A 24,779-nucleotide genomic window follows, 5' to 3' on the forward strand; every position below is an offset into this window, starting at 1 on the left:
AACGACCCCCTCTCCCCCCTCGGGGGAGAGGATCGGGGCTTGTCCTGCCGAAGCCGTCAGGCGAAGGCGGATGGGGAGGCGGTCTCTCCACCGCACTAACCCAGCGACACCATTCCGCTCCAGAACTGCGTGCCCTTCGACGTATCGACGTCGTATTTCCTTACGAAACTAAGCTTCCCGTCGCCGCCGATCCGATAAACCGTCAGCCCTGCGCTCAAATTCGCGACGTTATTTCCCTCGCGCATCAGAATGGGACTGATGCTCGCCGCCACCAGCATCCGCCCTGACGGATCGATACCAAATGTGCGCAGCTGATTGGCGTGACCGTCAGCCGTCTGAATCAGCGTCGGTTCGCCGGTCTTCTGATCGATGGACCACACCGCCATATTGTTCTCGCCGCCGGCGAAAACCTTCTTCCCCTGAAAATCCACCACCGCGGAATTCCGGTTCGCCTGATACACGAAGCGCCCGTTGGGATGAACGTGAATGGTCCCGGCACCCTGGCCGGCGCGGCGATTGTTGGGTTCGCCCAGCGAATCCTTCATGAAGAGCGGGTCGCGCGACAGCGTGCCGTCTAACTGCAAGCCATAGGTGTAGAGCTTGTTCTGACGCTCCAGCGACACATAGACGAAGGGCAGGGTGGGGTGGAAATCCAGGTGCCGCGGCCCAAAGCCATAGCCATTGCCCGGAGCATAGGACGCGAGATTGGTGAGTTGCCCCTCATTGAATCCGAACACCTTTAGAGAGCCCGGGTCCTCGCCCTTCCCATCCGCCGGATTGTTGCCGCGGCAAACCAGGATCGCCGTTTTGTTTGAAGGCGTCGTGCGAATCTGATGCGAATAGATGCCGATGTCCGGCTTGGCGCGCTGCTGCACCAAAGCGCCCAAGGTCCCATCCGCATTGATGCGATACACGGTTAGATTGCTCGGATCGTTGTAGGCGATCATGGCGAAGCCGCCGCCGCCATCGATGCTGATATGGATCGGCCGCGCCGTGAGCGCCAGCGTCTGTCCATGCGGGGTCAGCGCCCCGGTCGCAGGATCAACCCGAAACGCACTGGCATAATGCTTGTCGCCTTGATTGACGGCCCCGCCCCCTGGCTGGCCGTTGCTCGAGGCGACGTAGAAGAACCGCTTCGAGGGATGAGGCCAGGCATACTGCACGCCTGCTGGCAGCATCACCGAGGAACGCCGTGTCAGAGCCGCGGCTTCCGCATCGACGTCGTACAGAAACAGTTCCGTTCCGACACTGGCGTAGAACACGGTTTTCCCCCGTGCGGTTTCAGCAAACGACTTACCGCTTGCGGCCAAAGTTCCGGCCATAAGGGCCGTGAAGGTGCGGCGGTTGATCATGGGACGCCCCTTTCTCTGATTCGCGAATTCCCAGGCACAATCTTAAAGCGCCGCTTTCGCTCGGCTGGCAACAATCACAATGCCATCAAAACTGCTGTGCACGAAAGTTTCGCTTAAGGAACCTTGAACGCGGCAGCTCGTATTCGACTGAAATCCTTGGATTGCCAGCCCCTTCACGGGAATAAACCTTGAAACCGCCCGGTTCGGGGCCCACCTTTAGCCACTAGCGGCGGCCCAAGATGGGCGCCGCAGCCTGTCCATGAGCCCATTTCGGGGCATGGAAACCCCGCCCGCCACGATGCCACAGGCAAAGGTTTAAGGCTTGCGTGCTAGTGTAACTGGGCAAGGAGCACTCAATGTCTGAGTCTTTGATTCCCGAAAATCCAACCACACCACCCCCTTCGTCGGAGGGTCACCTGTCGGCGGTTCTGCCGCTTCGCGACATTGTGGTCTTTCCCCATATGATCGTGCCCCTCTTCGTCGGCCGCGAGAAGTCCGTCCGCGCCCTGGAAGAGGTCATGACCGAGGAGAAGCAGATCCTCCTTCTGACGCAGAAGAACGCCGGCGAAGACGATCCCTCGCCGGAGGGGCTTTATCGCGTCGGAACGCTCGCCACCGTGCTGCAGCTTCTGAAGCTCCCCGATCAGACCGTCCGCGTCCTCGTGGAAGGCAAAGCCCGCGCGCGCGTAAAGAGCTTTTCTCCCCGCACGGATTTCTTCCAGGGACTCATTGAGCCGATCCCGGAACAGGCCGGCAACGCGCAGGAAATCGAAGCGCTGGTCCGCTCTGTGAAGACCAATTTCGAGAGCTATATCAAGCTCAACAAGAAAGTTCCGGCGGAAACCCTGGCCTCAGTTGCGCAGATCGACGACCCGGCGAAGCTCGCCGATACGGTCGCTTCGCACCTGACGGTCAAGATTCCCGATCGCCAGCAGCTCCTTGAGACGCTGAACACGGTCGAACGGCTGGAGCGCGTGCTTGCCTTGATCGAAGGCGAGATTGGCGTGCTGCAGGTCGAGCGTAAGATCAGAAGCCGCGTCAAGCGTCAGATGGAGAAGACGCAGCGCGAGTATTATCTGAACGAGCAGCTCAAGGCGATCCAGAAGGAGCTTGGCGAAGGCGAGGAAGGCCGCGACGAGCTGGCCGAACTCGAAGAGCGCATCAACAAGACCAAGTTCACCAAGGAGGCCAAGGAAAAAGCCAAGGCCGAGATGAAGAAACTGCGGACGATGAGCCCGATGTCGGCCGAGGCGACTGTCGTGCGCAACTATCTCGACTGGATGCTGTCCATTCCGTGGGGCAAGCGCACCAAGATCAAGAAGGACATCCAGCTGGCCGAAAGCGTGCTCGATTCCGACCATTACGGTCTGGAAAAGGTCAAGGAACGGATACTCGAATATCTTGCGGTCCAGCAGAGGACGGACAAGGTCAAAGGTTCGATCCTGTGTCTGGTTGGCCCGCCCGGTGTCGGCAAGACATCGCTCGGCAAGTCGATCGCCAAGGCCACCGGCCGCAACTTCGTCCGTATGTCGCTGGGCGGCGTGCGCGACGAGGCCGAAATCCGCGGTCATCGGCGCACCTATATTGGCTCTATGCCGGGCAAGGTGATCCAGGGCATGAAGAAGGCCAAGTCGTCCAACCCGCTATTCCTGCTCGACGAGATCGACAAGCTGGGTGCGGACTGGCGCGGTGACCCGTCTTCTGCCTTGCTGGAGGTTCTGGACCCCGAGCAGAACAGCACGTTCAACGACCATTATCTGGAGGTCGATTACGACCTGTCGGACGTGATGTTCATCTGCACGGCGAACACGCTGCGCATGCCGCAGCCACTGCTCGACCGCATGGAGCTGATCCGCATCTCCGGCTACACCGAAGACGAAAAGGTCGAGATCGCCAAGCAGTATCTCGTCACCAAACAGATCGAGGCCAACGGGCTGAAGCCGGCCGAGTTCTCGGTTTCTGACGACGCGATTCGCGACCTGGTTCGCTATTACACGCGGGAGGCGGGCGTCCGCAGCCTGGAGCGTGAGATTGCGAATCTGTGCCGCAAGTCGATCAAGGAGATCCTGGTCAAGAAGCTTGAAAAGGTCGCGGTCACCCGCCGCAACCTCGATAAGTTCGCCGGCGTGCGGAAATATCGCTTCGGCGAGGCCGAGCTCGAGGATGCGGTCGGTATCGTGACCGGTCTGGCCTGGACCGAGGTCGGCGGTGAACTGCTTCAGATCGAAGCCGTCTCGCTGGCCGGCAAGGGCCGGGTGACGATGACCGGCAAGCTGGGCGACGTGATGAAGGAATCGGTTCAGGCGGCCGAGATGTATATCAAAAGCCGCGCCCCGAGCCTGGGCATCAAGCCGACCGTGTTCGACAAGAAGGACGTCCACGTGCACGTGCCGGAAGGCGCGACGCCCAAGGACGGCCCGTCCGCCGGTGTCGGCATGACCACCGCCATCGTGTCCGTGCTGACCGGCATCCCGGTTCGCAAGGATATCGCGATGACCGGCGAGATCACGCTGCGCGGTCGCGTCCTGCCGATCGGCGGCTTGAAGGAAAAGCTGCTGGCGGCGCTGCGCGGCGGTCTGAAGACGGTTCTGATCCCCAAGGATAACGAAAAGGATCTGGCCGACATTCCGGACAATGTGAAGCGTGGCCTCAAGATCATCTCGATCTCGACGATCGACGAGCTGCTGAAGAACGCGCTCGTCACGCCGCCGACACCGATCGAATGGTCCGAACCCGAGGAGCCCGCGGCCATCGCGCGGGTCGCCGAGGCGAAGGAAGAAGTGATTCGGCACTGACCGCGACTCGCGCGGGAAGACAGGACCCGCCGGCTCCGTTTTTTCGGGGTCGGCGGGTTTTTTCTTGTCCGCGACTCGGGGCAGAACGAAAAAACCCACAGAAAACCGCCGAAATTCGCCATCCGCGGCGGTTTTGCAGCCGATTCCTGGTTGAGTGACCCGCCGAATTTGGGCATAAAAGCCAACCTCCGGTCCAATTAGAGTGCGTTACGTCACGGGCCGGTTCATTCAATCCGCCGAAGCCTAACCAGGCCGAATGTGCCGCTGCTTCGGACGCTTATAGGGGGCGCTAGTGAATAAGAACGACCTCGTTGCTCATGTTGCCGAGAGTGCTGGTCTGACCAAGGCCGATGCTGCCAAGGCCGTCGATGCGATTTTCGAAGGCATTACCGGGACCCTGAAGAAGGGCGACGAAGTCCGTCTCGTCGGCTTCGGCACATTCCTGGTCAGCAAGCGCGCCGCGTCTGAGGGCCGCAACCCGCGGACTGGTGCGACGATCAAGATTCCGGCCTCCAAGCAGCCGAAGTTCAAGGCTGGCAAGGGTCTGAAGGACGCCGTTAACTGATTTTGTCCCGGCGGGCCGCCCTTGGGCCGTCCGCCGGACATTTCGGGCGATTAGCTCAGCGGGAGAGCGTCTCGTTTACACCGAGAGGGTCGGCGGTTCGAAACCGTCACCGCCCACCACGGCCAGTGCTTTTCCCACTGCTGGCCTGTATTGTCCGCATCCATCCGATCAGCGCTGCGCCTCCTTCAGGTAGCAGCGCCGCAAAGCCCGCGGTTCGACTGAGCCTGCTCACGGCGCTGCTTATCGGGCGCGGATGCGGCGTGCCCGGTTCAGCACGGCGACTCACCGAAATTGCGACGGATTGATGTCAACGCTCAACCGCGCCATGCGGGCCCGTTCCTGGCGCGCGGCGGATCGGCGTTTTCCTGGGTTTCCAGCGCTTGACGGTGGGCAGCACCCGGGTTACTTCCCCTCCCGTCGCTGCGGGTGTAGCTCAGTTGGTTAGAGCGCCGGCCTGTCACGCCGGAGGTCGCGGGTTCGAGCCCCGTCACTCGCGCCAGCGACAAAAAGACACTACCTGTGACAATCCCCAAAATCCTCATCCGTTTCAGCCGGTCCCGCATAGGGTCGGTGCTTACCCGCACCTTACCGACCTTGGTTACATGTCTTTCATGACAATGGGTTAAGGGGGGTGGCGCGGCGCTGACGGAGGGATTAGGGTCCATTCGCTGCTGCGGTATAGGCCCGCCGCGCCGGGGCGTCCTGCCGCGGTAGCTTTCGACCAAGGAGATGAAGGTGCAACCTCTGCTGTCGCAGTACTGGCCAATCCTGATCTTTGGTGCGATCGCCCTGGGGATTGCCGGTGCCATGATGGCAGGCGCCATGCTCGCCGCCCGTCAGAAGCCCTATGCCGAAAAGCTGTCGGCCTATGAATGCGGCTTCGACCCCTTCGACGATGCGCGGCGCCGCTTCGATGTGCGCTTCTATCTCGTCTGCCTCCTTTTCATCATTTTCGACCTCGAGGTCGCCTTCCTCTTTCCCTGGGCGGTCAGCCTCTCGCATATCGGGGTCATGGGCTTTCTGACCATGCTCGCTTTCCTGGCTGAGCTCACGGTCGGCTTCATCTATGCCTGGCGCAAAGGCGCGCTGGATTGGGAGTAACGCCATGAGCGGTTCAATCTCCGGCGATAGCGGGACCGAGCTCGTCTGGAACGGACGCGAGCTTCCGCCGGGCCCCGATCAGGATGCGGTCATGAAGGCCATCACCGGTGAGATCACCGGCAAGGGTTTCGTCGTCGGCAATCTGGACAAGATCGTGAACTGGGCGCGCACCGGCAGCCTCTGGCCGATGACCTTCGGCCTCGCCTGCTGCGCGGTCGAAATGATTCACGCCTATATGCCGCGCTACGATCTGGATCGTATGGGCGTGATCCCGCGCGCGAGCCCGCGGCAGAGTGACGTGATGATTGTCGCCGGCACGCTGACCAACAAGATGGCGCCAGCGCTGCGCCAACTGTACGACCAGATGAGCGAGCCGCGCTGGGTCATCTCCATGGGCAGCTGCGCCAATGGCGGCGGCTATTACCATTATTCCTACTCCGTCGTGCGCGGCTGCGACCGCATCGTGCCCGTGGACATCTATGTTCCGGGCTGCCCGCCGACGGCTGAAGCGCTGGTCTATGGCATCATGCAGTTGCAGAAAAAAATCCGCCGCACCGGGACCATCCTCCGTGGCTGACGCTCCCGAGATCGCGCCGAGCGCGGAACAGGTTCCGGCGCCGCTGAGCCCGACTGAGGCGCTCACCCAGGCGGTCGCTGGCCTGCCCGGCGTGCTTTCCGCCGGCATCGAGGTGGGGGAGGTGGTGCTGCGCACTGATCTCGCCGGGCTCATCTCGGTGATGACGGTGCTGAAGAATGAGCCGCGCTTCTCCTTCGAGCAGTGCATGGATATCTGCGGCGTGGACTGGCCGACCAGCCCGGAGCGTTTCGAGGTGGTCTACAACCTCCTCTCCGTCTCGCTGAACCAGCGCGTTCGTGTGATCGTCAGGACGGACGGCGCGCAGCCGGTACCCTCCGTCGCCGGCCTCTGGGCAGCCGCCACCTGGTGGGAGCGCGAGACCTGGGACCTGTTCGGGATTCCCTTCTCGGGCCAGCCCGATCTCCGCCGTATCCTGACCGATTACGGCTTCGTCGGTCATCCGATGCGCAAGGACTTTCCGATGACCGGCTATGTCGAGGTTCGCTACGACGAGGAGCGCCGCCAGGTCGTGTATGAGCCCGTCAAACTCGTGCAGGACTATCGCCGCTTCGACTTCATCTCGCCCTGGGAAGGCATGACGACGCTGCCCGGTGACGAGAAAGCGCATCGGGAGGGCTGAGGCATGAGCGACACCACCATTTCGGAACGCCCGGTCGTCAATCCCGAGACCAAGATCATCGAGATCGACAGCCACGCGCTGAATTTCGGGCCGCAGCATCCGGCTGCCCACGGCGTTCTTCGCCTCATCCTGGAAATGGACGGCGAGGTTATCGACCGTGCCGATCCGCATGTCGGGCTGCTGCATCGCGGCACCGAAAAGCTGATGGAATACCGGACCTATCTGCAGAACGTTCCGTATTTCGACCGGCTGGATTATGTGAGCCCAATGGCGCAGGAACATTGCTACGCCATGGCGGTCGAGAAGCTTCTTGGCATCGAGGTGCCGGAGCGGGCTGAGTGGATCCGCACGCTGTTTGCGGAAATCACCCGTATCCTCAACCACATTCTCAACGTGACCTCCTTCGCGCTCGACGCCGGGGCGACCACGCCGAGCCTGTGGGGTTATGAGGTGCGCGAGCAGCTTATGGAATTCCATGAGGCGGCCTCCGGCGCGCGCATGCATGCGAACTACATCCGCCCGGGCGGCGTGAACCGCGATCTCCCGGCGGGTCTGGAAGAGAAGATCGCCGCGTGGTGCGACACGTTCACGACCTTCGTGGATGATATGGAAGGGCTGCTGACGGAGAACCGCATCTGGAAGCAGCGCACCGTCGATATCGGCATCGTCACGGCGGAAGAGGCGCTCAACTGGGGTTTCAGCGGCCCCAACCTGCGCGCCTCCGGGGTGCCGTGGGATCTGCGCCGTGCCCAGCCCTATTCCAAGTATAACGAGCTTGCCTTCGACATTCCGGTCGCCCGCAACGGTGATTGCTATGATCGCTACCTCATCCGCGTCCAGGAGATGCGCGAGAGCGTCAAGATCATGCGGCAGTGTCTGGCGAAGATGAAACCGGGCCCGGTGCGGGTTCAGGACAACAAGTTCACGCCGCCCCGGCGCGGAGAGATGAAGCGCTCGATGGAGGCGCTGATCCACCACTTCAAGCTGTTTACGGAAGGCTTCCACGTTCCGGCCGGCGCGACCTATACGGCGGTCGAGGCTCCCAAGGGCGAATTCGCGGTCTATCTCGTGGCGGACGGCACCAACAGGCCGTATCGCTGCAAGATCCGGCCGACAGGCTTCGCCCATCTCCAGGCCATGGACAAGATGGCGCGCGGCCACATGCTGGCCGACGCGGTCTCGATCATCGGGTCCATCGACCTCGTCTTTGGCGAAATCGACAGGTAATCATGAGCCACTCCCCAGACGCCATGGTCGCGGAGCCCACGAGCTTCGCTTTTGATGCTGAAAGCCTCGCCGAGATCGACCGCATTCTGCTGCGCTATCCGCCTGAGCGGAAGGCGAGCGGTGTCCTCTTCGTCCTCTATGTCGTGCAGAACCAGGTCGGCCGCGAGACGGGCAGTGCCTGGGTGCCGCGTGTTGCCATGGATGTCGTGGCCGAGATCCTCGATATGCCGCCGATCCGCGTCTATGAGGTCGCGACCTTCTATACGATGTTCAACCTCAAGCCGGTCGGTCGCTACCATCTACAGGTCTGCACCACGACCCCCTGCTGGCTGCGCGGGTCGGACGAGGTGGTGGCCGCCTGCAAGAAAGCCGCGGGGCTTTCGCATTTCGGCGAAGTGAGCGCGGACGGACTGTTCAGCATGGTCGAGGTCGAATGCCTTGGCGCCTGCGTCAACGCGCCGATGATGCAAGTCAACAACGAGAATTACTATGAGGACCTCGATGGACCCCGCACGGAAGCGCTGATCGCGGCTTTCCGCCGCGGCGAGATGCCGCCGCCGGGCCCGACCATCGACCGTCTCGGTTCCCAAGCCGAGGGTGGCCCCACAACTCTGACCCACCCGGACGATTTCTGGTCGCCCGCGAAATACGCCGCCATGAAGCGCGAGCACGAGGCTGCGGTGGCCCGCGCCGCCGCCGAAGCTGCCGCCGCCGCTGCCGCGGACGGCACCAATCCGCCGGGCGACACGCCCGCGAAGCCAGGAGCGTGATCCATGGCGCTTGATGACAAGGACCGGATTTTCACCAACGTGCATGGCCAGGGCTCCTGGCAGCTGGATGCTGCTCGGGCGCGCGGCGATTGGGATGGAACGGCCGATCTGCTCGCCCGCGGCCGCTTCGCCATCGTCGACGAGATCAAGGCCTCGGGCCTGCGCGGCCGTGGTGGGGCGGGTTTCCCTTCTGGTCTCAAATGGTCCTTCATGCCGAAGGACCGCGGCGACAAGCCGGCCTATCTCCTCGTCAACTGCGACGAGAGCGAACCAGGCACCTGCAAGGATCGCGAGATCCTGCGCAATGAGCCGCACAAGCTGGTGGAAGGTTGCCTGATTGCCGGCTTCGCGATGGGGGCGACCGCCGCCTACTGCTACATTCGCGGCGAATACTGGCTCGAATACACGCGCCTGCAGGCGGCCGTGGAGGAGGCCTACGAGGCCGGGCTGCTGGGTAAGAATGCGGCCGGGTCGGGCTATGACTTCGACGTCTTCGTGCATCGCGGCGCCGGCGCCTATATTTGCGGCGAAGAGACGGCGATGATCGAAAGCCTCGAAGGCAAGAAGGGCATGCCGCGCTCCAAGCCGCCTTTCCCGGCGGCGATGGGTCTCTATGGCCTGCCCAGCACGGTGACGAATTGCGAGACGGTCGCTGTCTCTCCCACCATCATGCGGCGTGGTGCCGCCTGGTTCTCAAGCTTCGGCCGGGACAAGAACCAGGGCACCAAGCTCTTCTGCATCTCGGGCCATGTGAACCGGCCCTGCACCGTCGAGGAATCGATGGGCATCACGATGCGCGAGCTTATCGAAACCCACGCGGGCGGCGTGCGCGGCGGCTGGGACAATCTCCTCGCCATCATTCCGGGCGGCGTCTCGGTGCCGATGATCACCAAGGAGATGGCCGAGACTGCCATCATGGATTTCGACGGGTTGCGCGAAATGCGCTCCGGCCTCGGCACCGGCGCGGTCATCGTCATGGACAAATCAACCGATCTGATCAAGGCGATTGCCCGCATCTCGGCTTTCTATAAGCACGAGAGCTGCGGCCAGTGTACGCCCTGCCGCGAAGGCACGGGATGGATGATGCGGATCATGAACCGCATGGTCGAGGGGCGCGCCGAGCTCGAAGAGATCGACATGCTCGAACAGGTTACCCGCCAGGTCGAAGGCCATACGATCTGCGCGCTGGGCGATGCGGCGGCCTGGCCCATCCAGGGCCTGATCCGTCATTTCCGCCCCGTGATGGAGGAGCGGATCGCCGCCTATAAGGCGAGCCGCGGCGTCTCTTCCGCGGCCACCCAACCCATGGCGATTGCGGCGGAGTAGCGCGATGCCCAAGCTCACCATTGACGGGATCGAGGTCGAGGTCCCTGCCGGATTCTCCGTGCTGCAGGCGGCCGAAGCCGCGGGCAAGGAGATTCCGCGCTTCTGTTTCCACGACAGGCTCTCGGTCGCGGCCAATTGCCGCATGTGCCTGGTGGAAGTCGAGAAGGCACCGAAGCCGGTCGCTTCCTGCGCGTTCCCGGTGGGCGAGGGCATGGTGGTGAAGACCGACAGCCCGATGGTGCGCAAGGCCCGCCGCGGGGTGATGGAATTCCTGCTCATCAACCACCCGCTGGATTGCCCGATCTGCGACCAGGGCGGCGAATGCGACCTGCAGGACCAGGCCATGGCCTATGGCCGTGACCATTCCCGCTATACCGAGCCGAAGCGGGCGCAGCGCGACAAGGATCTCGGCCCCATCGTCCGCACGGTGATGACGCGGTGCATTCAGTGCACCCGCTGCGTGCGTTTCGCGACCGAGATTGCCGGTGTGCCGGAACTGGGCGGCACGCAGCGCGGCGAAAACCTTGAAATCACGACCTATGTGCAGAAGGCGCTGTCCTCCGAACTCTCGGGCAACCTCGTCGATATCTGCCCCGTCGGCGCGCTGACGTCGAAACCTTATACGTTCAGCGCGCGACCCTGGGAGCTGCGCAAGACCGACAGCATCGACGTCATGGATGCCGTGGGTTCGGCGATCCGCATCGACGCGCGCGGTCCGCAGGTGATGCGCGTGCTGCCGCGCCTCAATGAGGACGTCAACGAGGAGTGGCTGGCCGACAAGTCCCGCGCCATTGCGGATGGTCTCACCCGCCGCCGGCTGGACAAGCCCTGGCTGCGCGTCGGTGGCAAACTGCAGCCCGTCACCTGGGAAGAGGCATTCCTCGCCATCGCCGGCCGCCTCCGCGGTGTTTCCGGGGATCGGATCGGTGCCGTCGCCGGCGATCAGGCGGATGCCGAAAGCATGCTGGCGCTGAAAGACCTGATGGCGTCCCTCGGTTCCGGCAATGTCGATTGTCGCCAGGGTGGCGCCGCTTTCGATACCTCGCGCCGTGATTACTACCTCTTCAACACCACCATTGCCGGGATCGAGGAGGCGGATGCGCTTCTCCTCATCGGCACCAATCCGCGCCATGAGGCGCCGATCATCAATGCCCGTATCCGCAAGCGCTGGCGCGCCAACCGGCTGCCTGTGGCCGTTATCGGTCAGGCCGCCGATCTCACCTATCCCTCCGAGATCATCGGGGCAGGGGCCGATACGCTGACAGCGCTGCTCGACGGCAGCCATCCCTTTGCCGAGGTGCTGGGGCGCGCCGCAAAGCCGATGATCGTGCTGGGCGAGGGGGCTCTGGAAGGCGAGGGCGGTGCGGCGGTGCTTGCCGCCGCCTGGGCGCTCGCCGAAAAGGTCGGTGGCTTCGGCGAAGGCTGGTACGGGTTCAACGTGCTGCATCGCGCGGCCGCCCGCGTCGGCGGGCTCGACCTCGGCTTCGTACCGCAGGCCGGTGCGAAGGAATGGGCCACGATGGTCTATGGCGGGGTCGACGTGCTGTGGATGCTTGCCGCGGACGAATTTGACGCGGCGGCCATCGCACCGGAAACCTTCGTCATTTACCAGGGTCATCATGGCGACCGCGGTGCGGCCCGCGCCGATGTCATCCTGCCTGGTGCCGCCTATACCGAGAAGAGCGGCACGTACGTGAACACCGAAGGCCGCGTGCAGCGCACGCAGCAGGCGGTCTTCCCCTTGGGTGAGGCGAAGGAGGATTGGCGCATCATCCGCGCCTTCAGCGCGGTGGTGGGCCATACGCTGCCCTACGACACCATCGAGGTGCTGCGCGCCCGCATGGAAGCGCTTAATCCGGTCTTCGCGACCGTCGGCCAGTTCCTGCGCGTGGGCACCACCGATACCGCGGGCCCGGCGGATCAAGGCCAGGACCTTTCAGCCGAGCCCTTCCCTGTCGTCATCAGAGATTATTATCAGACCGATCCGATCAGTCGCGCGAGCCCCACGATGCAGGCCTGCACCGAGACTTTTGCGCCCGTTCTTCAGGCGGCGGAGTAAGACAGGGCCATGGGTTTCTTCTCGACCATCCTCGGCCAGATCATCCTTGCGGCCCTCGAGACCCTCGCGGTTCTCGTGCCGCTGCTCATCATCGTGGCTTACGCGACCTACGGCGAACGCCGGGTAATGGCGGCGATGCAACTCCGCAAGGGGCCGAACGTCGTCGGCCCCTTCGGCCTCTGGCAGCCCTTCGCCGACGCCGTCAAGATGGTGATGAAGGAGACGATCATCCCCTCGGGGGCGAACCGGGCTCTTTTCCTCATCGCGCCGATCCTGACCTTCGGCCTTGCCATGCTCGCCTGGGTGGTGGTGCCGACGGGCAACGGCCTCGCCGTTGCCAATATCAATGTCGGCATCCTTTATCTCTTCGCGATCAGCTCGCTCGGCGTCTACGGCATCATCATCGCCGGCTGGGCGTCCAATTCGAAATACGCCTTCCTCGGCGCGCTACGCTCGGCAGCGCAGATGGTCTCCTACGAAGTCTCCATCGGCTTCGTCATGGTTTCCGTTCTCCTCTGCGTCGGCAGCCTGAACCTCAATGACATCGTGAAGGCGCAGAACGGCCTCTGGTTCTGCATTCCCCTGTTTCCGATGCTCATCGTTTTCTTCATCTCCGGACTGGCCGAATGCAACCGCGTGCCCTTCGACCTTCCTGAAGGCGAGAGCGAGATCGTGGCCGGCTTCATGGTGGAATATTCCTCCATGAGCTACGCCATGTTCTTCCTCGGCGAATACGCGAACATGACGCTGATGAGCGCGATGATCTCCATCCTGTTCCTGGGTGGCTGGATGTCGCCGCTGCCCTTCCTGGTCTTCATCCCGGGCCCGATCTGGCTGATCCTCAAGATCTGCATGATCATGTTCGTCTTCATCTGGGTCCGCGCGACCTTCCCGCGCTTTCGCTACGATCAGCTCATGCGTCTCGGCTGGAAAATCTTCCTGCCGCTGTCCATGGGCTGGATGGTGCTGACCGCCGCCGCCCTCGAAATCTTCGGGTGGCTGCCGCATGGCTGATTTTTTGAGCCGAGTTGCTGCGCGTTATCTGACGGCAGACGGAGGAATGGAATAATGGGTGTCCTCGACCGTGCGGCGCGCAGCCTGCTGCTGACGGAACTCGTCGGCGGCATGGCGATCACGCTCCGCTACATGTTCAAACCCAAGGCCACCATCAACTACCCCTTCGAGAAGTCGCCGCTCAGCCCGCGCTTCCGCGGCGAGCATGCGCTGCGCCGCTACGCCAATGGTGAAGAGCGCTGCATCGCCTGCAAGCTTTGCGAGGCGATATGCCCGGCCCAGGCCATCACCATCGAGGCCGAACCGCGGGAGGACGGCTCCCGTCGCACCACGCGCTACGACATCGACATGGTGAAATGCATCTATTGCGGTCTCTGCGAGGAGGCCTGCCCGGTCGATGCTATCGTGGAAGGGCCGAATTTCGAATACGCCACCGAAACGCGCGAGGAGCTGCTCTACGACAAGGAGAAGCTGCTTTCGAATGGCGACCGTTGGGAGCCGGAGCTTGCGCGGCGCCTCGAACTCGACGCCCCGTACCGGTAAAGCGCCATGATCTTTGCACAGCTCTTCTTCTACCTCTTCTCCATCATCATGATCGCCTCCGCGGTCATGGTGGTGACGGCGCGCAACCCGGTCCACTCCGTGTTGTTTCTCATCCTCTGCTTCTTCAACGCCGCCGCCCTGTTCCTCATCGCGGGGGCCGAGTTCCTCGCGTTCATCCTGCTCATCGTCTACGTCGGCGCGGTTGCGGTGCTTTTCCTTTTCGTCGTCATGATGCTCGACATTGACTTCTCCGAGCTGCGGGCGGGCGTGCAGCGCTACGCCCCGATGGGCGCGGTCGTGGGTGTCATCCTGCTGCTCGAACTGGTGCTGATCATCGGCGGCTGGAAGATCGCGCCGGCGGCGGCGGGGCTGCGGATGACCCCGATGCCCGCCGGCCTGACCAATACGGATGCCATCGGCCGCGTGCTCTACACGCACTACGCCTTCCTTTTCGAAACCTCTTCGATGGTGCTCATGGTCGCCATGGTCGGCGCCATCGTGCTGACCCACCGCTCGCGGGTGCGCACGAAGTCTCAGGTCATTGCGCGGCAGAATGCCCGTCACCCGGCCGATACGCTCGTCATGATGGATGTGCCGGTGGGCGTGGGCGTGAAGGAACTCGGCATTCTGCGGCCGGACCCCGCCCTGGCCCCACCTGGGGAGCGCGTGACCCTGCCCGAGGGCGAAAGCCTGCCCGCGACGCATCATACGGGAGCGCATTGATATGCCCGTCGGTATCGGCCCCTATCTGGTGGTCTCGGCCATCCTGCTCGTGGTGGGCATCTTCGGGATCTTCATGAACCGAAAGAACGTCATCACCATCATGATGTCGATCGAACTCATCCTGCTCGCGGTGAACCTCAATTTCGTCGCCTTCTCGGGCCAGCTGCACGATCTCACCGGGCAGATTTTCACCATGTTCGTGCTGACCGTCGCGGCTGCTGAATCCGCGATCGGCCTCGCCATCGTCGTCATCTACTTCCGCAACCGCGGCTCGATCGCGGTCGAAGACGTCAATCTGATGAAGGGCTGAGACGTGATCTTCGCTATTGCCGTCTTCGCACCCCTGGTCGGTTCCCTCGTCGCGGGCCTCTTCGGCCCCTGGCTGAAGGATCAGGGCGCGCATTTCGTCAGCGTCCTCTTGATGCTGGTCGCCGCGGTCTGCGGCATCGTCTCGGGCGTGCAGATGCTGACCCACAGCGTGCCGGAGACGATCATCCCGGTCGCCACCTGGCTGCATGTCGGCGGCTTCAACTTCGACTGGGCGCTGCGCTACGACAGCCTCTCCGCCGTCATGGTCCTGATGGTGACGGTGGTTTCCACCCTCATCCACATCTATTCCATGGGCTATATGGAGGGGGACCGCTCGGTTCCGCGCTTCTTCTCCTATCTCTCGCTCTTCACCTTCGCCATGCTGATGCTGGTGACGGCGGACGACCTCGTGCAGCTCTTCTTCGGCTGGGAAGGGGTGGGCCTCGTCTCCTACCTGCTCATCGGCTTCTGGTATGAGAAGGCTTCGGCCAACGACGCCGCGGTCAAGGCCTTCGTGATGAATCGCGTCGGCGACCTCGGCTTCGCCATCGGCATCGCGCTGGTCTTCTTCCTCTTCGGCTCGGTCCGCTTCCCGGACATCTTCGCCGCTGCCGCCAGTCAGAGCCACGCCGTCTATCATCTCTTCGGCGCCAATCTGAACGCGCTCGACGTGATCGGCATCCTGCTCTTCATCGGCGCCATGGGTAAGTCGGCCCAGCTCGGGCTGCACCCCTGGTTGGCGGATGCGATGGAAGGCCCGACGCCGGTCTCCGCCCTCATCCATGCCGCGACCATGGTGACCGCCGGCGTCTTCCTCATGGTGCGCATGTCGCCGCTGCTGGAATATGCCCCTGCGGCCCTCGTGGTCGTCGGTGTCATCGGCGGCACCACGGCGCTGTTCGCCGCGACGATCGGCTGCACCCAGACCGACATCAAGCGCGTCATCGCCTATTCCACCTGCTCGCAGCTCGGCTACATGTTCGTCGGCGTCTCGGTCGGCGCCTATCAGACGGCCATCTTCCACCTCATCACCCATGCTTGCTTCAAGGCGCTGCTCTTCCTCACCGCGGGGTCAGTGATCCATGCGATGTCGGGCGAGCAGGACATGCGGAAGATGGGCGGGCTCGCCAAGCTTATCCCCTATACCTACGTCATGATGTGGATCGGCAGCCTGGCACTCGCCGGTATCCCGCCGCTCTCGGGCTTCTTCTCGAAGGACGCTATCGTCAACGCCTCCTTCATGGGTGGCAACTACTACGCTTGGGTCTGCACCGTGCTCGCGGCCTTCCTGACCGCCTTCTATTCCTGGCGCATGATCTTCATGACCTTCCACGGCAAGCAGCGGGCAGACCGCCACGTCATGGAACATGTGCACGAGAGCCCCTGGGTGATGCGCGGCCCGCTCTTCTTCCTCGCACTCGGCGCGATCTTCGTGGGCGGCGTCTTCGCGCATGACTTCATCGGTGCGGATCAGAAAGCCTTCTGGAACGGCGCCATCGTTGCCATCAACCATCCGTCGATCTTGCTCGACCTCGACCACGTGCCCTTCCTGATCGAAGTACTGCCGACGCTGCTGGGCCTGCTCGGCATCCTGCTCGCCTATGTGATGTATATCGCCAAGCCCGAGCTGCCGGCGGTGATGGCCACGCGCTTCGCGCCGATCTACCGGCTGCTGCTCAACAAGTATTATTTCGACGAGATGTATGACGTCATCTTCGTCCGTCCCTACCGGGCGCTCGGCCGCCTCATCTGGCATGTGGGTGACGAGGGGATTCTCGATGGCATTCCCAGAGGGGGCACTCTGATCGCGCGCGGCTCGGCCGGTGGGCTCACCCGCCTGCAGAGCGGTTCGGTCGCGCAATACGCCTTCGTCATGCTGATCGGGCTTGTTGTTCTGATCTCCGTCTTCCTGATTTTCCGGTGAGCCCGATGAACCAAGCCGGTTTCCCGCTGCTCTCCCTGCTCACCTTCCTGCCGCTTGCCGGTGTGGTCGTGCTGCTGTTCCAGCGGGGCGATGACGAGGCAGCGGCCCGCGCCGCCCGCTGGACGGCGCTGTGGACCAGCCTCGTCGTCTTCGTGCTGAGCCTCCTGCTATGGCTCGACTTCGACAAGTCCCAGGCCGGTTTCCAGTTCGTGGAAACCCTCTCCTGGATGCCGCAGCTCGGCGTCGACTACCGCATGGGGGTGGACGGCATCAGCGTGATGTTCGTGCTGATCTCGACCGCACTCACGCCGATCGCCATCCTCTCGGCCTGGAATACGCCGAACCGGGCGCGGGAATACATGATCGCCTTCCTGGTCATGGAAACGACCATGATCGGGCTCTTCAGCGCTCTGGATTTCGTCCTGTTCTTCGTCTTCTTTGAAGCCGTGCTGATCCCGATGTTCGTGATGATCGGCGTTTGGGGCGGCGAGCGTCGGCGCTATGCCGCGATCAAGTTCTTCCTCTTCATGTTCGCGGGCTCCATGCTCATGCTGCTGGGTCTGCTCGCGATCTGGTTTCATGACGGAACGACGAGCATTCCGGCGATGCTGCGCATGCCGCTGCCGCCCCACATGCAGTTCTGGCTCTTCCTCGCCTTCCTCGCCGCTTTCGCGGTGAAGATCCCGATCTGGCCGGTGCATACCTGGCTGATCGACGCGCATCGCGAGGCGCCGATCGCAGGCTCCGTGCTGCTCGCGGGCGTGCTCGCCAATATGGGCGGTTACGGGTTCCTGCGTTTCTCGGTGCCGATGCTGCCGATTGCGAGCCAGGAATTCGCGCCGCTGATGTTCGCGCTGGCCGTGGTCGCCATCATCTACACCTCCATCGCGGCACTCGTGCAGCGGGACCTGTTGAAGTTCTGCGCCTATTCCTCGGTCGGCCACATGGCCATCGCCGTCGTCGGCATCTTCACCTTTTCGGTGCAGGGGATCGAGGGCTCGCTGTTCCGCATGCTCAGCCACGGCTTCATCACCGCCGCTCTCTTCATCTGCGTCGGCGTGCTGATGGACAGGACGCGCAGCCAGAGCATGGATGGGTTCGGCGGCCTTGCCCGCAACATGCCCTTCTATGCGCTGCTTTTCATGATCTTCGTCATGGGCACCGTCGGCCTGCCGGGCACGGCGGCCTTCATCGGCGAAATCCTGGTCATCGTGGCGGCGCTGAAAGTGAACTTCTGGGTCGCGCTGCTGACCGGCTCCACGCTGATCCTGAGCGCGGTCTATACGCTCGTCATGTATCGGCGCGTCGTCTTCGGCACGCTCGAACGGCCGGAGCTGGCGGCGCTCAAAGACCTTGGCGGGCGTGAGATCGCGATGCTGGTGCCGCTGGTCATCCTGACCCTTTGGATGGGCATCTATCCTGCGAGCTTCTCGACCTTCTTCGATGCGACGGCGACCGCCATGGCCCAGGCCCATACGGTGGCGCTGGCCGGCACCGCCCAGCATCTCGCCTCGTCCGCAGGCACCGTTCTGGCCGGGGGGGCCAATTGATGAACTGGCTTGTCGCATTCCCGGAGATCGCGCTCTCGGTCTTCGCCATGGCGATCCTGCTCGCGGGGGTCTTCACCCGCGAGACGGTCTCCTTCCAGCTTTCCAGCATGCTCTCGCTCGGCGCGCTGCTGCTGACCGCCGGTTGTGTGGTCGCGAGCCCGCAGGGGATCGGCTTCGGCGGTCTCTTCGTCGCCGACGCCTTCAGCCGCTTCAGCCAGATCCTGATCCTGGCGGCTGCCGCCCTCGCGATCATTCTCTCGCTCGACTTCAACCGCCAGCAGGATGGCATGGCCCGGTCCGAATTCCCGGTCCTCATCCTCTTCGCGACCATCGGCATGATGATCATGGTGGGGGCGTCGAACCTCATCACCCTCTATCTCGGCCTCGAACTGCAGTCGCTGGCGCTCTATGTCATCGCGGCCTTCGCGCGGGATACGCTGCGCTCGGCCGAAGCGGGGCTGAAGTATTTCGTCCTCGGCTCGCTCGCCTCGGGGCTGCTGCTTTACGGCATGTCGCTGACCTACGGCTTCTCCGGCACCACGGATTTCGCCCAGATCGCGGCGGCACTGACCAGCGGCACGCCCTCGGCCGGCCTCGTCATCGGCATGGTTTTCGTGCTCTCGGGCCTCGTCTTCAAAGTCGCGGCGGTGCCGTTCCACATGTGGTCGCCGGACGTCTATGAAGGGGCGCCGAGTTCCGTGACCGCGCTGCTCGGCTCGGCACCGAAAGTCGCGGCGCTGGCGCTGCTGATCCGGGTCATGATCGGGCCCTTCGGGCATCTCGTCGGCCAGTGGCAGCTGCTGGTGGAGATCATCTCCATCGCCTCCCTCATCCTCGGTGCCCTGGCGCCGCTGGTACAGACCAATATCAAGCGCCTCATGGCCTATTCCTCGATCGGCCACATCGGCTACGCGCTGATGGGCCTGGCCGCTGGCACCGCCGCCGGCACCACCGCGACGCTGATCTATCTCGCAACCTATGTGTTCATGACGCTCGGCGCCTTCGGTGTGATTGTTGCCATGCGACAGTCTGGCCGGCCGGTTGAAAAGATCACCGATCTCGCGGGGCTCGGCCACAATGACGGCGCGCTGGCGCTCGGCATGACGGTCTTCATGCTTTCCATGGCAGGCGTGCCGCCGCTTTCGGGCTTCTTCGGCAAGCTCTATGTCTTCCTGGCGGCGATCCAGAGCGGGTTGTGGACGCTCGCCGTGATCGGCGTGATCACCAGCGTGATCGGCGCCTACTACTACCTGCGCATCGTCAAGATCATGTATTTCGATACGCCGGTCCTGGCCTTCGACCGCCGCGCGCCGTCGCTTTCCTTCGTGGTGGCGGTGTCGGGGATCGCGACGGTCTTCTTCATCCTGGTCGCGGGCCCGGTGACGACGGCGGCGCAAGCGGCCGCCTCGGCTCTCTTGGGTTGAGGGCAGGCGAGGGGCCGCCCGTTCCTCTGCCGCGGGGGTATCGGCTCGACGATGTTGCGCTGATCCCGTCGACTTCCGATGCTTGTGTGGCGCGCGCGCATGCGGGCGAGCCGGATGGTCTCGCGATCTTGGCGGCAGGGCAGACGGCGGCGCGCGGCAGCCGGGGGAGGAGCTGGTCCTGCCCGCCCGGCAATCTTTATCTTTCGGTGCTGCTGCGGCCGCGCAACGCCTTCGAGGCGGGCGGCGCCGGGCAATGGGCCCTGCTCGTGGGCTGTGCACTGATCGAGGCTCTGCGCGCCTTCGATGGCGCGCCCGGCCTGCTGCAGCTCAAATGGCCGAATGACGTGCTGCGGGACGGCGCCAAGCTCGCCGGCATCCTGATCGATGCCGCGATGTCGGCCGAAGGCGCGGTCGATTGGCTGGTCGCGGGGGTCGGCGCCAATCTCGCGGTGGCCCCGGCGGTCGAGGGTCGGCAGACCGCAGCGCTCGTCTCCCCCTCCGGCAAGCCACCCAGTCCGCGTGCCGTGACCGAGGTTTTCCTCGCCCGCCTGGAGGCCTGGCGTGGCCGTCTGGCCGATGAGGGCTTCGCTTCCGTCAGGTCTGCCTGGCTTGCGGCGGCGCATCCGATCGGGACACCGGTCACGATCAAGGATGCGCGACGAAGTCGGCAAGGGGCTTTTGCCGGCCTCTCGGAAGAGGGTGCGCTGCTATTATCGGTGGCAGGCGAGTTGGGGGGCGAGATTACGGTGGTATCCACCGGGGATGTGCTTCTGGGCCAGGAGGGATAGGCCATGCTTCTCGTTGTTGACGCGGGCAACACCAATATCGTCATGGCCGTCCATGACGGGTCGGACTGGCGCGGCATCTGGCGCATCTCGACCGATGCGCAGCGCACCTCGGACGAATATGCCGTCTGGCTGCTCACGCTGCTGCGCCATTGCGGGATTGACCCGGCCGCGATCGACCGGGCGGTGATCGGCATCGTGGTGCCGGCGGCGCTGTATCACCTGCGCCGCCTTTGCCGCGAATGGTTCGAGGTCGAGCCCATGATCGCCTCGTCAGAGCTCGATTGGGGTTTCGAGATTCGCAGCGACACGCCGAGCGAGGTGGGTGCGGACCGGCTGCTCAATACGCTCGCTGCACACCAGATCTACGGCGGCCCATTGGTGGTTGTGGATTTCGGAACCGCTACCAACTTTGATGTAGTGGACCAGGATGGTAATTTCGTTGGCGGTATAATATCGCCCGGCGTCAATCTCTCGATCGAGGCTTTGCACAGGGCTGCGGCGCGTCTTCCGCGCATTGCGATTGGCCGGCCTCAGGTCGTGATTGGACGTTCGACCGTGCCCGCGATGCGATCCGGCATCTTCTGGGGCTATGTCGGCATGGTCGAGGGCCTCGTGACCCGGATTCGCGGAGAGTTCGGCGTGCCCATCAAGGTCATCGCGACGGGCGGCCTCGCCCCGCTTTTTGCCGAAGGCACCACGATATTTGAATCGATTGATCCCGATCTTACGCTGGAAGGGATGCGTCTGTTGGCGCTGCGCAACCCCGCCCCCAGCCTGCCGAACGACTGGAAGCGCCAGCCCACTGGAGTCTGACCAAGGATCGGGGCCCCATGACCAATATTGACGGCGATCTTGCCTTCCTCCCTCTCGGGGGGACGGGCGAGATTGGCATGAACCTCAATCTCTATCGCTGTAACGGGCAATGGCTGGCGGTCGACTGCGGCCTCGGCTTCGGCGGACCCGAGCATCCCGAGGTCGATGTGATGGTGCCCGATCCGGGCTTCATCGCCGACCGGCGGGACAAGCTGCTCGGCCTCATCATCACGCACGCCCATGAGGATCATTTGGGAGCGGTTGCCTGGCTTTGGCGGCAGCTGAAATGCCCGGTTTACGCGACCCCCTTCGCGGCCGCCGTGCTGCGACGGAAGCTCACCGAAGCCGGGTTGCTGGGAGAGGTGCCGCTGCATGTGGTGCAGTCTGGGAGCGAGCTTACCCTCGGCGACTTCTCAATCGAATTCGTCGCCATGGCGCATTCGGTGCCGGAAGCGCAGGCGCTTGCCATCACCACGCCTTACGGCCTGATCCTGCATAGCGGCGACTGGAAGCTCGATCCTGATCCGGTCGTGGGTCCGGTAACGGATGAGGCGACGCTGAAGCGGCTCGGCGATCGGGGTGTGCTTGCCATCATCGGTGATTCCACCAATGCGACGGTGGAGGGGCATTCCGGCTCCGAGGCGGAAGTGCGCCGGGCGCTGCCCGAACTCATACGTCATTTGAGCGGCCGCGTTGCGGTGACCTGCTTCGCGAGCAATGTCGCGCGGCTGGAAAGCATCGCCCTCGCGGCCCTCGCGGTCGGGCGGCAGGTTGCGATTGCGGGCAGATCTTTGCGCAATATCGAGGCAGCGGCGCGGGAATGCGGCTACCTCGCCGATGTGCCGCATTTTCTGAGCGAGGATGCGGCAGCCGATGTGCCGGACGACAACCTCCTGCTCATCCTCTCTGGCAGTCAGGGCGAAGCGCGCAGCGCGATGTCCCGCGTTGCGGCCGACACCCATCCCCGCATTGCCTTGGGTGAGGGCGATACGGTGATCTTCTCGAGCCGGGTCATTCCCGGCAACGAGCGGGCGATCAACCTGGTGCAGGACAATCTCGCCCGTCGCGGCGTGCGCCTGATGACGGATGACGACCATATGGTCCATGTCTCCGGCCATCCCGCGCGGGACGAGTTGCGTCGGATCTACGCGCTGGTTCGCCCGGAATGGTCGGTTCCGGTGCATGGGGAGTGGCGGCATCTGACCGCTCATGCCGGGCTTGCGCGGGAAGCGGGGGCGAAGCCGCTGATGCTGGAGGATGGCGATATCTTGCGCCTCGCGCCGGGCACGCCGCAGATCGTGGATAGCGCGCCGGTCGGCCGCTTCGCGGTAGACGGCAACCGGCTTGTGCCGATGACGGGCGGGGTCCTCGCAGCGCGTCGCCGGATGCTCTTCAACGGCGTCGTCATTGGCAGCTTGGCTTTGGACGAAAACGGTCGCCTGCTCGGTCAGGCGCAGATTTCGGCGCCGGGGCTGTTCGAAACCGAGGATCCGGAGACCGCGCGGATGGTGGCCGAGTTCACGGCGGCGGTCGCCGATCTGCCGGCGCCGCTGCGGCGCGATGATTTCGCCCTCGGCGAATCTGCCCGCGCCTCGCTCCGGCGTGTGGTCGGGCGGCGGGTGCAGAAGCGACCGCTGGTGGATGTACACCTCATGCGAATCGACAACTGATTCGTGAAGTTTGCAGCGTGTGCCAGGAGCCGCGCTGCAAATCGCTCCGTGCAACGCCGATGCCCGGGCGCGGCGGGGCTCGTCGTTCACGCTGCCTCTTGCGGCTCCGGGCAACAGCGGTTAGGAAGACGGCCATCGGAACCGTGGGCGCATAGCTCAGCGGGAGAGCACCACCTTGACACGGTGGGGGTCACAGGTTCAATCCCTGTTGCGCCCACCACGGTTCCCGATCACCCTTCCATTCGCTGAGCCTGCAGAAGACGCAACCCTGAGTTGTCTCTGAATCTTGCGTTCGGTGGTGATACTCTCATCCCGTTGAATTTGCACAGTTTTCGAAACCCAAGCGGTGCAGGCAATGTACCAAAACTCTTGGGATCGATCTTGCTCCGGGCAATTCATACTTCTGAGTATTGATACATCATCGAAATTAATCGCGATTTTGTCAATTCGGTTGATCCGTTTCTAAAATTAGACGAAGGACTACCCTAAGTTGTAGTCTTTATTGACTTTTACACGCATGGGTAGCATTTTCGGCCTACAACCTAAGGGTGTAGGCCGATGCGTGTCCTTCTTGTTGATACCGATGCCCAAGCCGTTGCTGTCATTCAACGCGCGCTGAAATCGAGCGGCGCCGTGCTCGAACATGTGGAGACCGGAGAGGAAGCGTATCAGCTTGCCAAGCGGTACGACTACGATGCCCTGATCATGGACCTCATGCTGCCGGATACCGATGGCTACGAAGTCATCCGCCGGCTGCGCTGGGCTTCGATCTCGGTGCCGATCCTGGTTCTCTCCAGCCTCACTCGGCCGCAGGCGAAGGTGAAGGCCTTCTCCCTCGGGGCGGATGATTTCCTGGCCCGGCCCTTCGACGAGGCCGAGCTTGGCGCCCGTATTCAGGCACTCGTGCGCCGCTCCAAGGGGCTCAGCCATTCCAAGATCAATCTTGGGCCGATCGTGCTCGACATGGATTCCAACATCGTCATGGTGGACGGGGAGACCGTTCATCTGACGGAAAAGGAATATCGCATCCTGGAACTGCTGTTCCTGCGCAGCGGGAGCATCGTCGCCAAGGAATCATTCCTCAATCATCTATATGGCGGGAATGACGAGCCTGACATCAAGATTATCGACGTCTTTGTCTGCAAACTGCGGCGCAAGCTTGCCCAGGCGGGGGCAGGGGAGGTGATCACCACTGTCTGGGGGCGCGGCTATATCGTGCGGGACGCGACGACCACGAATCAGCCTGCTGCCCGGCCCGCACCGGCGGCAGCACCTTTGCAGGTGATTTCCGCCTGATGCAGGGCGCGTTGCGTTTCGGCGCTCTGGCGCCGAAGCGCAATGCGCTCTAGTTTGCCGCCGGCCTCGGACGGACAGGTGGCCGAGCGGTTTAAGGCAGCGGTCTTGAAAACCGCCGTGCGTGCAAGCGTACCGTGGGTTCGAATCCCACCCTGTCCGCCATTTTTTAGACACCGAAGCTTTTTTGAGTGTTCTTCGCGTTCCCGGCCGGAAGTAACCTCCGCAGGCAGGCGGTCACGCCTCCCCGGGAGGCTTAAGCAGCCAAGCGAAGGAGTGGCGCACGAACGCGGCGGCATTGGTCGTCGGCAGATCA

At 63.3% G+C, this 24,779-nt stretch carries 20 protein-coding genes, 4 tRNA genes and 1 pseudogene; 24 read left to right on the forward strand and 1 reads right to left on the reverse strand.

Translation table 11 applies throughout. The features are described from left to right. Positions 1–95: 95 nt before the first annotated feature. Entirely contained in the window at positions 96–1,352 is a 1,257-nt protein-coding gene (locus VL752_RS05555; RefSeq protein ID WP_325352994.1) for a lactonase family protein, read from the reverse strand. A 461-nt stretch (positions 1,353–1,813) separates the two neighbouring features. Between VL752_RS05555 and lon the strand changes: the two genes are divergently transcribed. The 24 genes and pseudogenes from lon to VL752_RS05675 all read left to right on the forward strand — a co-directional run bounded on the left by lon (position 1,814) and on the right by VL752_RS05675 (position 24,628). Continuing rightward, entirely contained in the window at positions 1,814–4,147 is a 2,334-nt protein-coding gene (gene lon, locus VL752_RS05560) for an endopeptidase La (protein WP_408863063.1), read from the forward strand. 292 nt (positions 4,148–4,439) lie between these two features. Beyond that, the gene (locus tag VL752_RS05565) at positions 4,440–4,712 is read left to right on the forward strand and encodes an HU family DNA-binding protein (RefSeq protein ID WP_325352998.1); all 273 of its coding nucleotides are present in this window, start codon (positions 4,440–4,442) and stop codon (positions 4,710–4,712) included. Between the two features lie 44 nt (positions 4,713–4,756). After that, positions 4,757–4,831 (forward strand) — tRNA-Val (locus VL752_RS05570). A gap of 303 nt (positions 4,832–5,134) precedes the next feature. After that, positions 5,135–5,211 (forward strand) — tRNA-Asp (locus tag VL752_RS05575). 230 nt (positions 5,212–5,441) lie between these two features. Next, on the forward strand, positions 5,442–5,813 hold the full coding sequence (gene ndhC, locus VL752_RS05580) for an NADH-quinone oxidoreductase subunit A (RefSeq protein WP_408863064.1): 372 nt from the start codon (positions 5,442–5,444) through the stop codon (positions 5,811–5,813). A 4-nt stretch (positions 5,814–5,817) separates the two neighbouring features. Next, positions 5,818–6,390, forward strand: a complete 573-nt coding sequence (locus VL752_RS05585) for a NuoB/complex I 20 kDa subunit family protein (RefSeq protein WP_325353002.1) — start codon at positions 5,818–5,820, stop codon at positions 6,388–6,390. Next, on the forward strand, positions 6,383–7,030 hold the full coding sequence (locus VL752_RS05590; RefSeq protein WP_408863065.1) for an NADH-quinone oxidoreductase subunit C: 648 nt from the start codon (positions 6,383–6,385) through the stop codon (positions 7,028–7,030). Before VL752_RS05585 ends, VL752_RS05590 begins: the two co-directional genes overlap by 8 nt. A 3-nt stretch (positions 7,031–7,033) precedes the next feature. After that, on the forward strand, positions 7,034–8,257 hold the full coding sequence (locus VL752_RS05595; protein WP_325353004.1) for an NADH-quinone oxidoreductase subunit D: 1,224 nt from the start codon (positions 7,034–7,036) through the stop codon (positions 8,255–8,257). 2 nt (positions 8,258–8,259) lie between these two features. Further along, positions 8,260–8,871, forward strand: a pseudogene (locus tag VL752_RS05600) (complex I 24 kDa subunit family protein); the annotation flags it as partial. Between the two features lie 159 nt (positions 8,872–9,030). Continuing rightward, positions 9,031–10,353, forward strand: coding sequence for an NADH-quinone oxidoreductase subunit NuoF (gene nuoF, locus VL752_RS05605; protein WP_325353006.1), 1,323 nt, complete (start codon positions 9,031–9,033; stop codon positions 10,351–10,353). A 4-nt stretch (positions 10,354–10,357) separates the two neighbouring features. Continuing rightward, entirely contained in the window at positions 10,358–12,412 is a 2,055-nt protein-coding gene (gene nuoG, locus VL752_RS05610) for an NADH-quinone oxidoreductase subunit NuoG (protein WP_325353008.1), read from the forward strand. A gap of 9 nt (positions 12,413–12,421) precedes the next feature. Further along, positions 12,422–13,426, forward strand: coding sequence for an NADH-quinone oxidoreductase subunit NuoH (gene nuoH / locus VL752_RS05615; RefSeq protein WP_325353010.1), 1,005 nt, complete (start codon positions 12,422–12,424; stop codon positions 13,424–13,426). Positions 13,427–13,480: 54 nt separating this feature from the next. Then, positions 13,481–13,969: an NADH-quinone oxidoreductase subunit NuoI gene (gene nuoI, locus VL752_RS05620; RefSeq protein ID WP_325353012.1), complete on the forward strand. Its 489-nt coding sequence runs from the start codon at positions 13,481–13,483 to the stop codon at positions 13,967–13,969. 6 nt (positions 13,970–13,975) lie between these two features. Beyond that, positions 13,976–14,692 (forward strand): NADH-quinone oxidoreductase subunit J, encoded by a 717-nt coding sequence (locus tag VL752_RS05625; RefSeq protein WP_325353014.1) that lies wholly within the window; start codon positions 13,976–13,978, stop codon positions 14,690–14,692. Position 14,693: 1 nt separating this feature from the next. Next, the gene (nuoK, locus tag VL752_RS05630) at positions 14,694–15,002 is read left to right on the forward strand and encodes an NADH-quinone oxidoreductase subunit NuoK (protein WP_325353016.1); all 309 of its coding nucleotides are present in this window, start codon (positions 14,694–14,696) and stop codon (positions 15,000–15,002) included. A gap of 3 nt (positions 15,003–15,005) precedes the next feature. Then, positions 15,006–16,925 (forward strand): NADH-quinone oxidoreductase subunit L, encoded by a 1,920-nt coding sequence (nuoL, locus tag VL752_RS05635; protein ID WP_325353018.1) that lies wholly within the window; start codon positions 15,006–15,008, stop codon positions 16,923–16,925. Positions 16,926–16,930: 5 nt separating this feature from the next. Further along, positions 16,931–18,475 carry an NADH-quinone oxidoreductase subunit M gene (locus VL752_RS05640; RefSeq protein WP_325353020.1) on the forward strand — a complete coding sequence of 515 codons (1,545 nt, stop codon included), beginning with the start codon at positions 16,931–16,933 and terminating at the stop codon, positions 18,473–18,475. Continuing rightward, complete coding sequence (nuoN, locus tag VL752_RS05645) at positions 18,475–19,899, forward strand: NADH-quinone oxidoreductase subunit NuoN (RefSeq protein WP_325353022.1); 1,425 nt, start codon at positions 18,475–18,477, stop codon at positions 19,897–19,899. Before VL752_RS05640 ends, nuoN begins: the two co-directional genes overlap by 1 nt. After that, complete coding sequence (locus VL752_RS05650) at positions 19,896–20,687, forward strand: biotin--[acetyl-CoA-carboxylase] ligase (RefSeq protein ID WP_325353024.1); 792 nt, start codon at positions 19,896–19,898, stop codon at positions 20,685–20,687. The genes nuoN and VL752_RS05650 overlap by 4 nt, the downstream gene beginning before the upstream one ends. Positions 20,688–20,690: 3 nt before the next feature. Then, the gene (locus tag VL752_RS05655) at positions 20,691–21,500 is read left to right on the forward strand and encodes a type III pantothenate kinase (protein WP_325353026.1); all 810 of its coding nucleotides are present in this window, start codon (positions 20,691–20,693) and stop codon (positions 21,498–21,500) included. Between the two features lie 17 nt (positions 21,501–21,517). Next, entirely contained in the window at positions 21,518–23,170 is a 1,653-nt protein-coding gene (locus tag VL752_RS05660; RefSeq protein WP_325353028.1) for a ribonuclease J, read from the forward strand. 145 nt (positions 23,171–23,315) lie between these two features. After that, positions 23,316–23,390 (forward strand) — tRNA-Val (locus tag VL752_RS05665). A gap of 338 nt (positions 23,391–23,728) precedes the next feature. After that, complete coding sequence (locus VL752_RS05670; protein WP_325353030.1) at positions 23,729–24,466, forward strand: response regulator transcription factor; 738 nt, start codon at positions 23,729–23,731, stop codon at positions 24,464–24,466. A 72-nt stretch (positions 24,467–24,538) separates the two neighbouring features. After that, positions 24,539–24,628 (forward strand) — tRNA-Ser (locus VL752_RS05675). Positions 24,629–24,779 lie beyond the last annotated feature (151 nt).

This window comes from Acidisoma sp. (assembly GCF_035492295.1).
GTDB lineage: Bacteria > Pseudomonadota > Alphaproteobacteria > Acetobacterales > Acetobacteraceae > Acidisoma.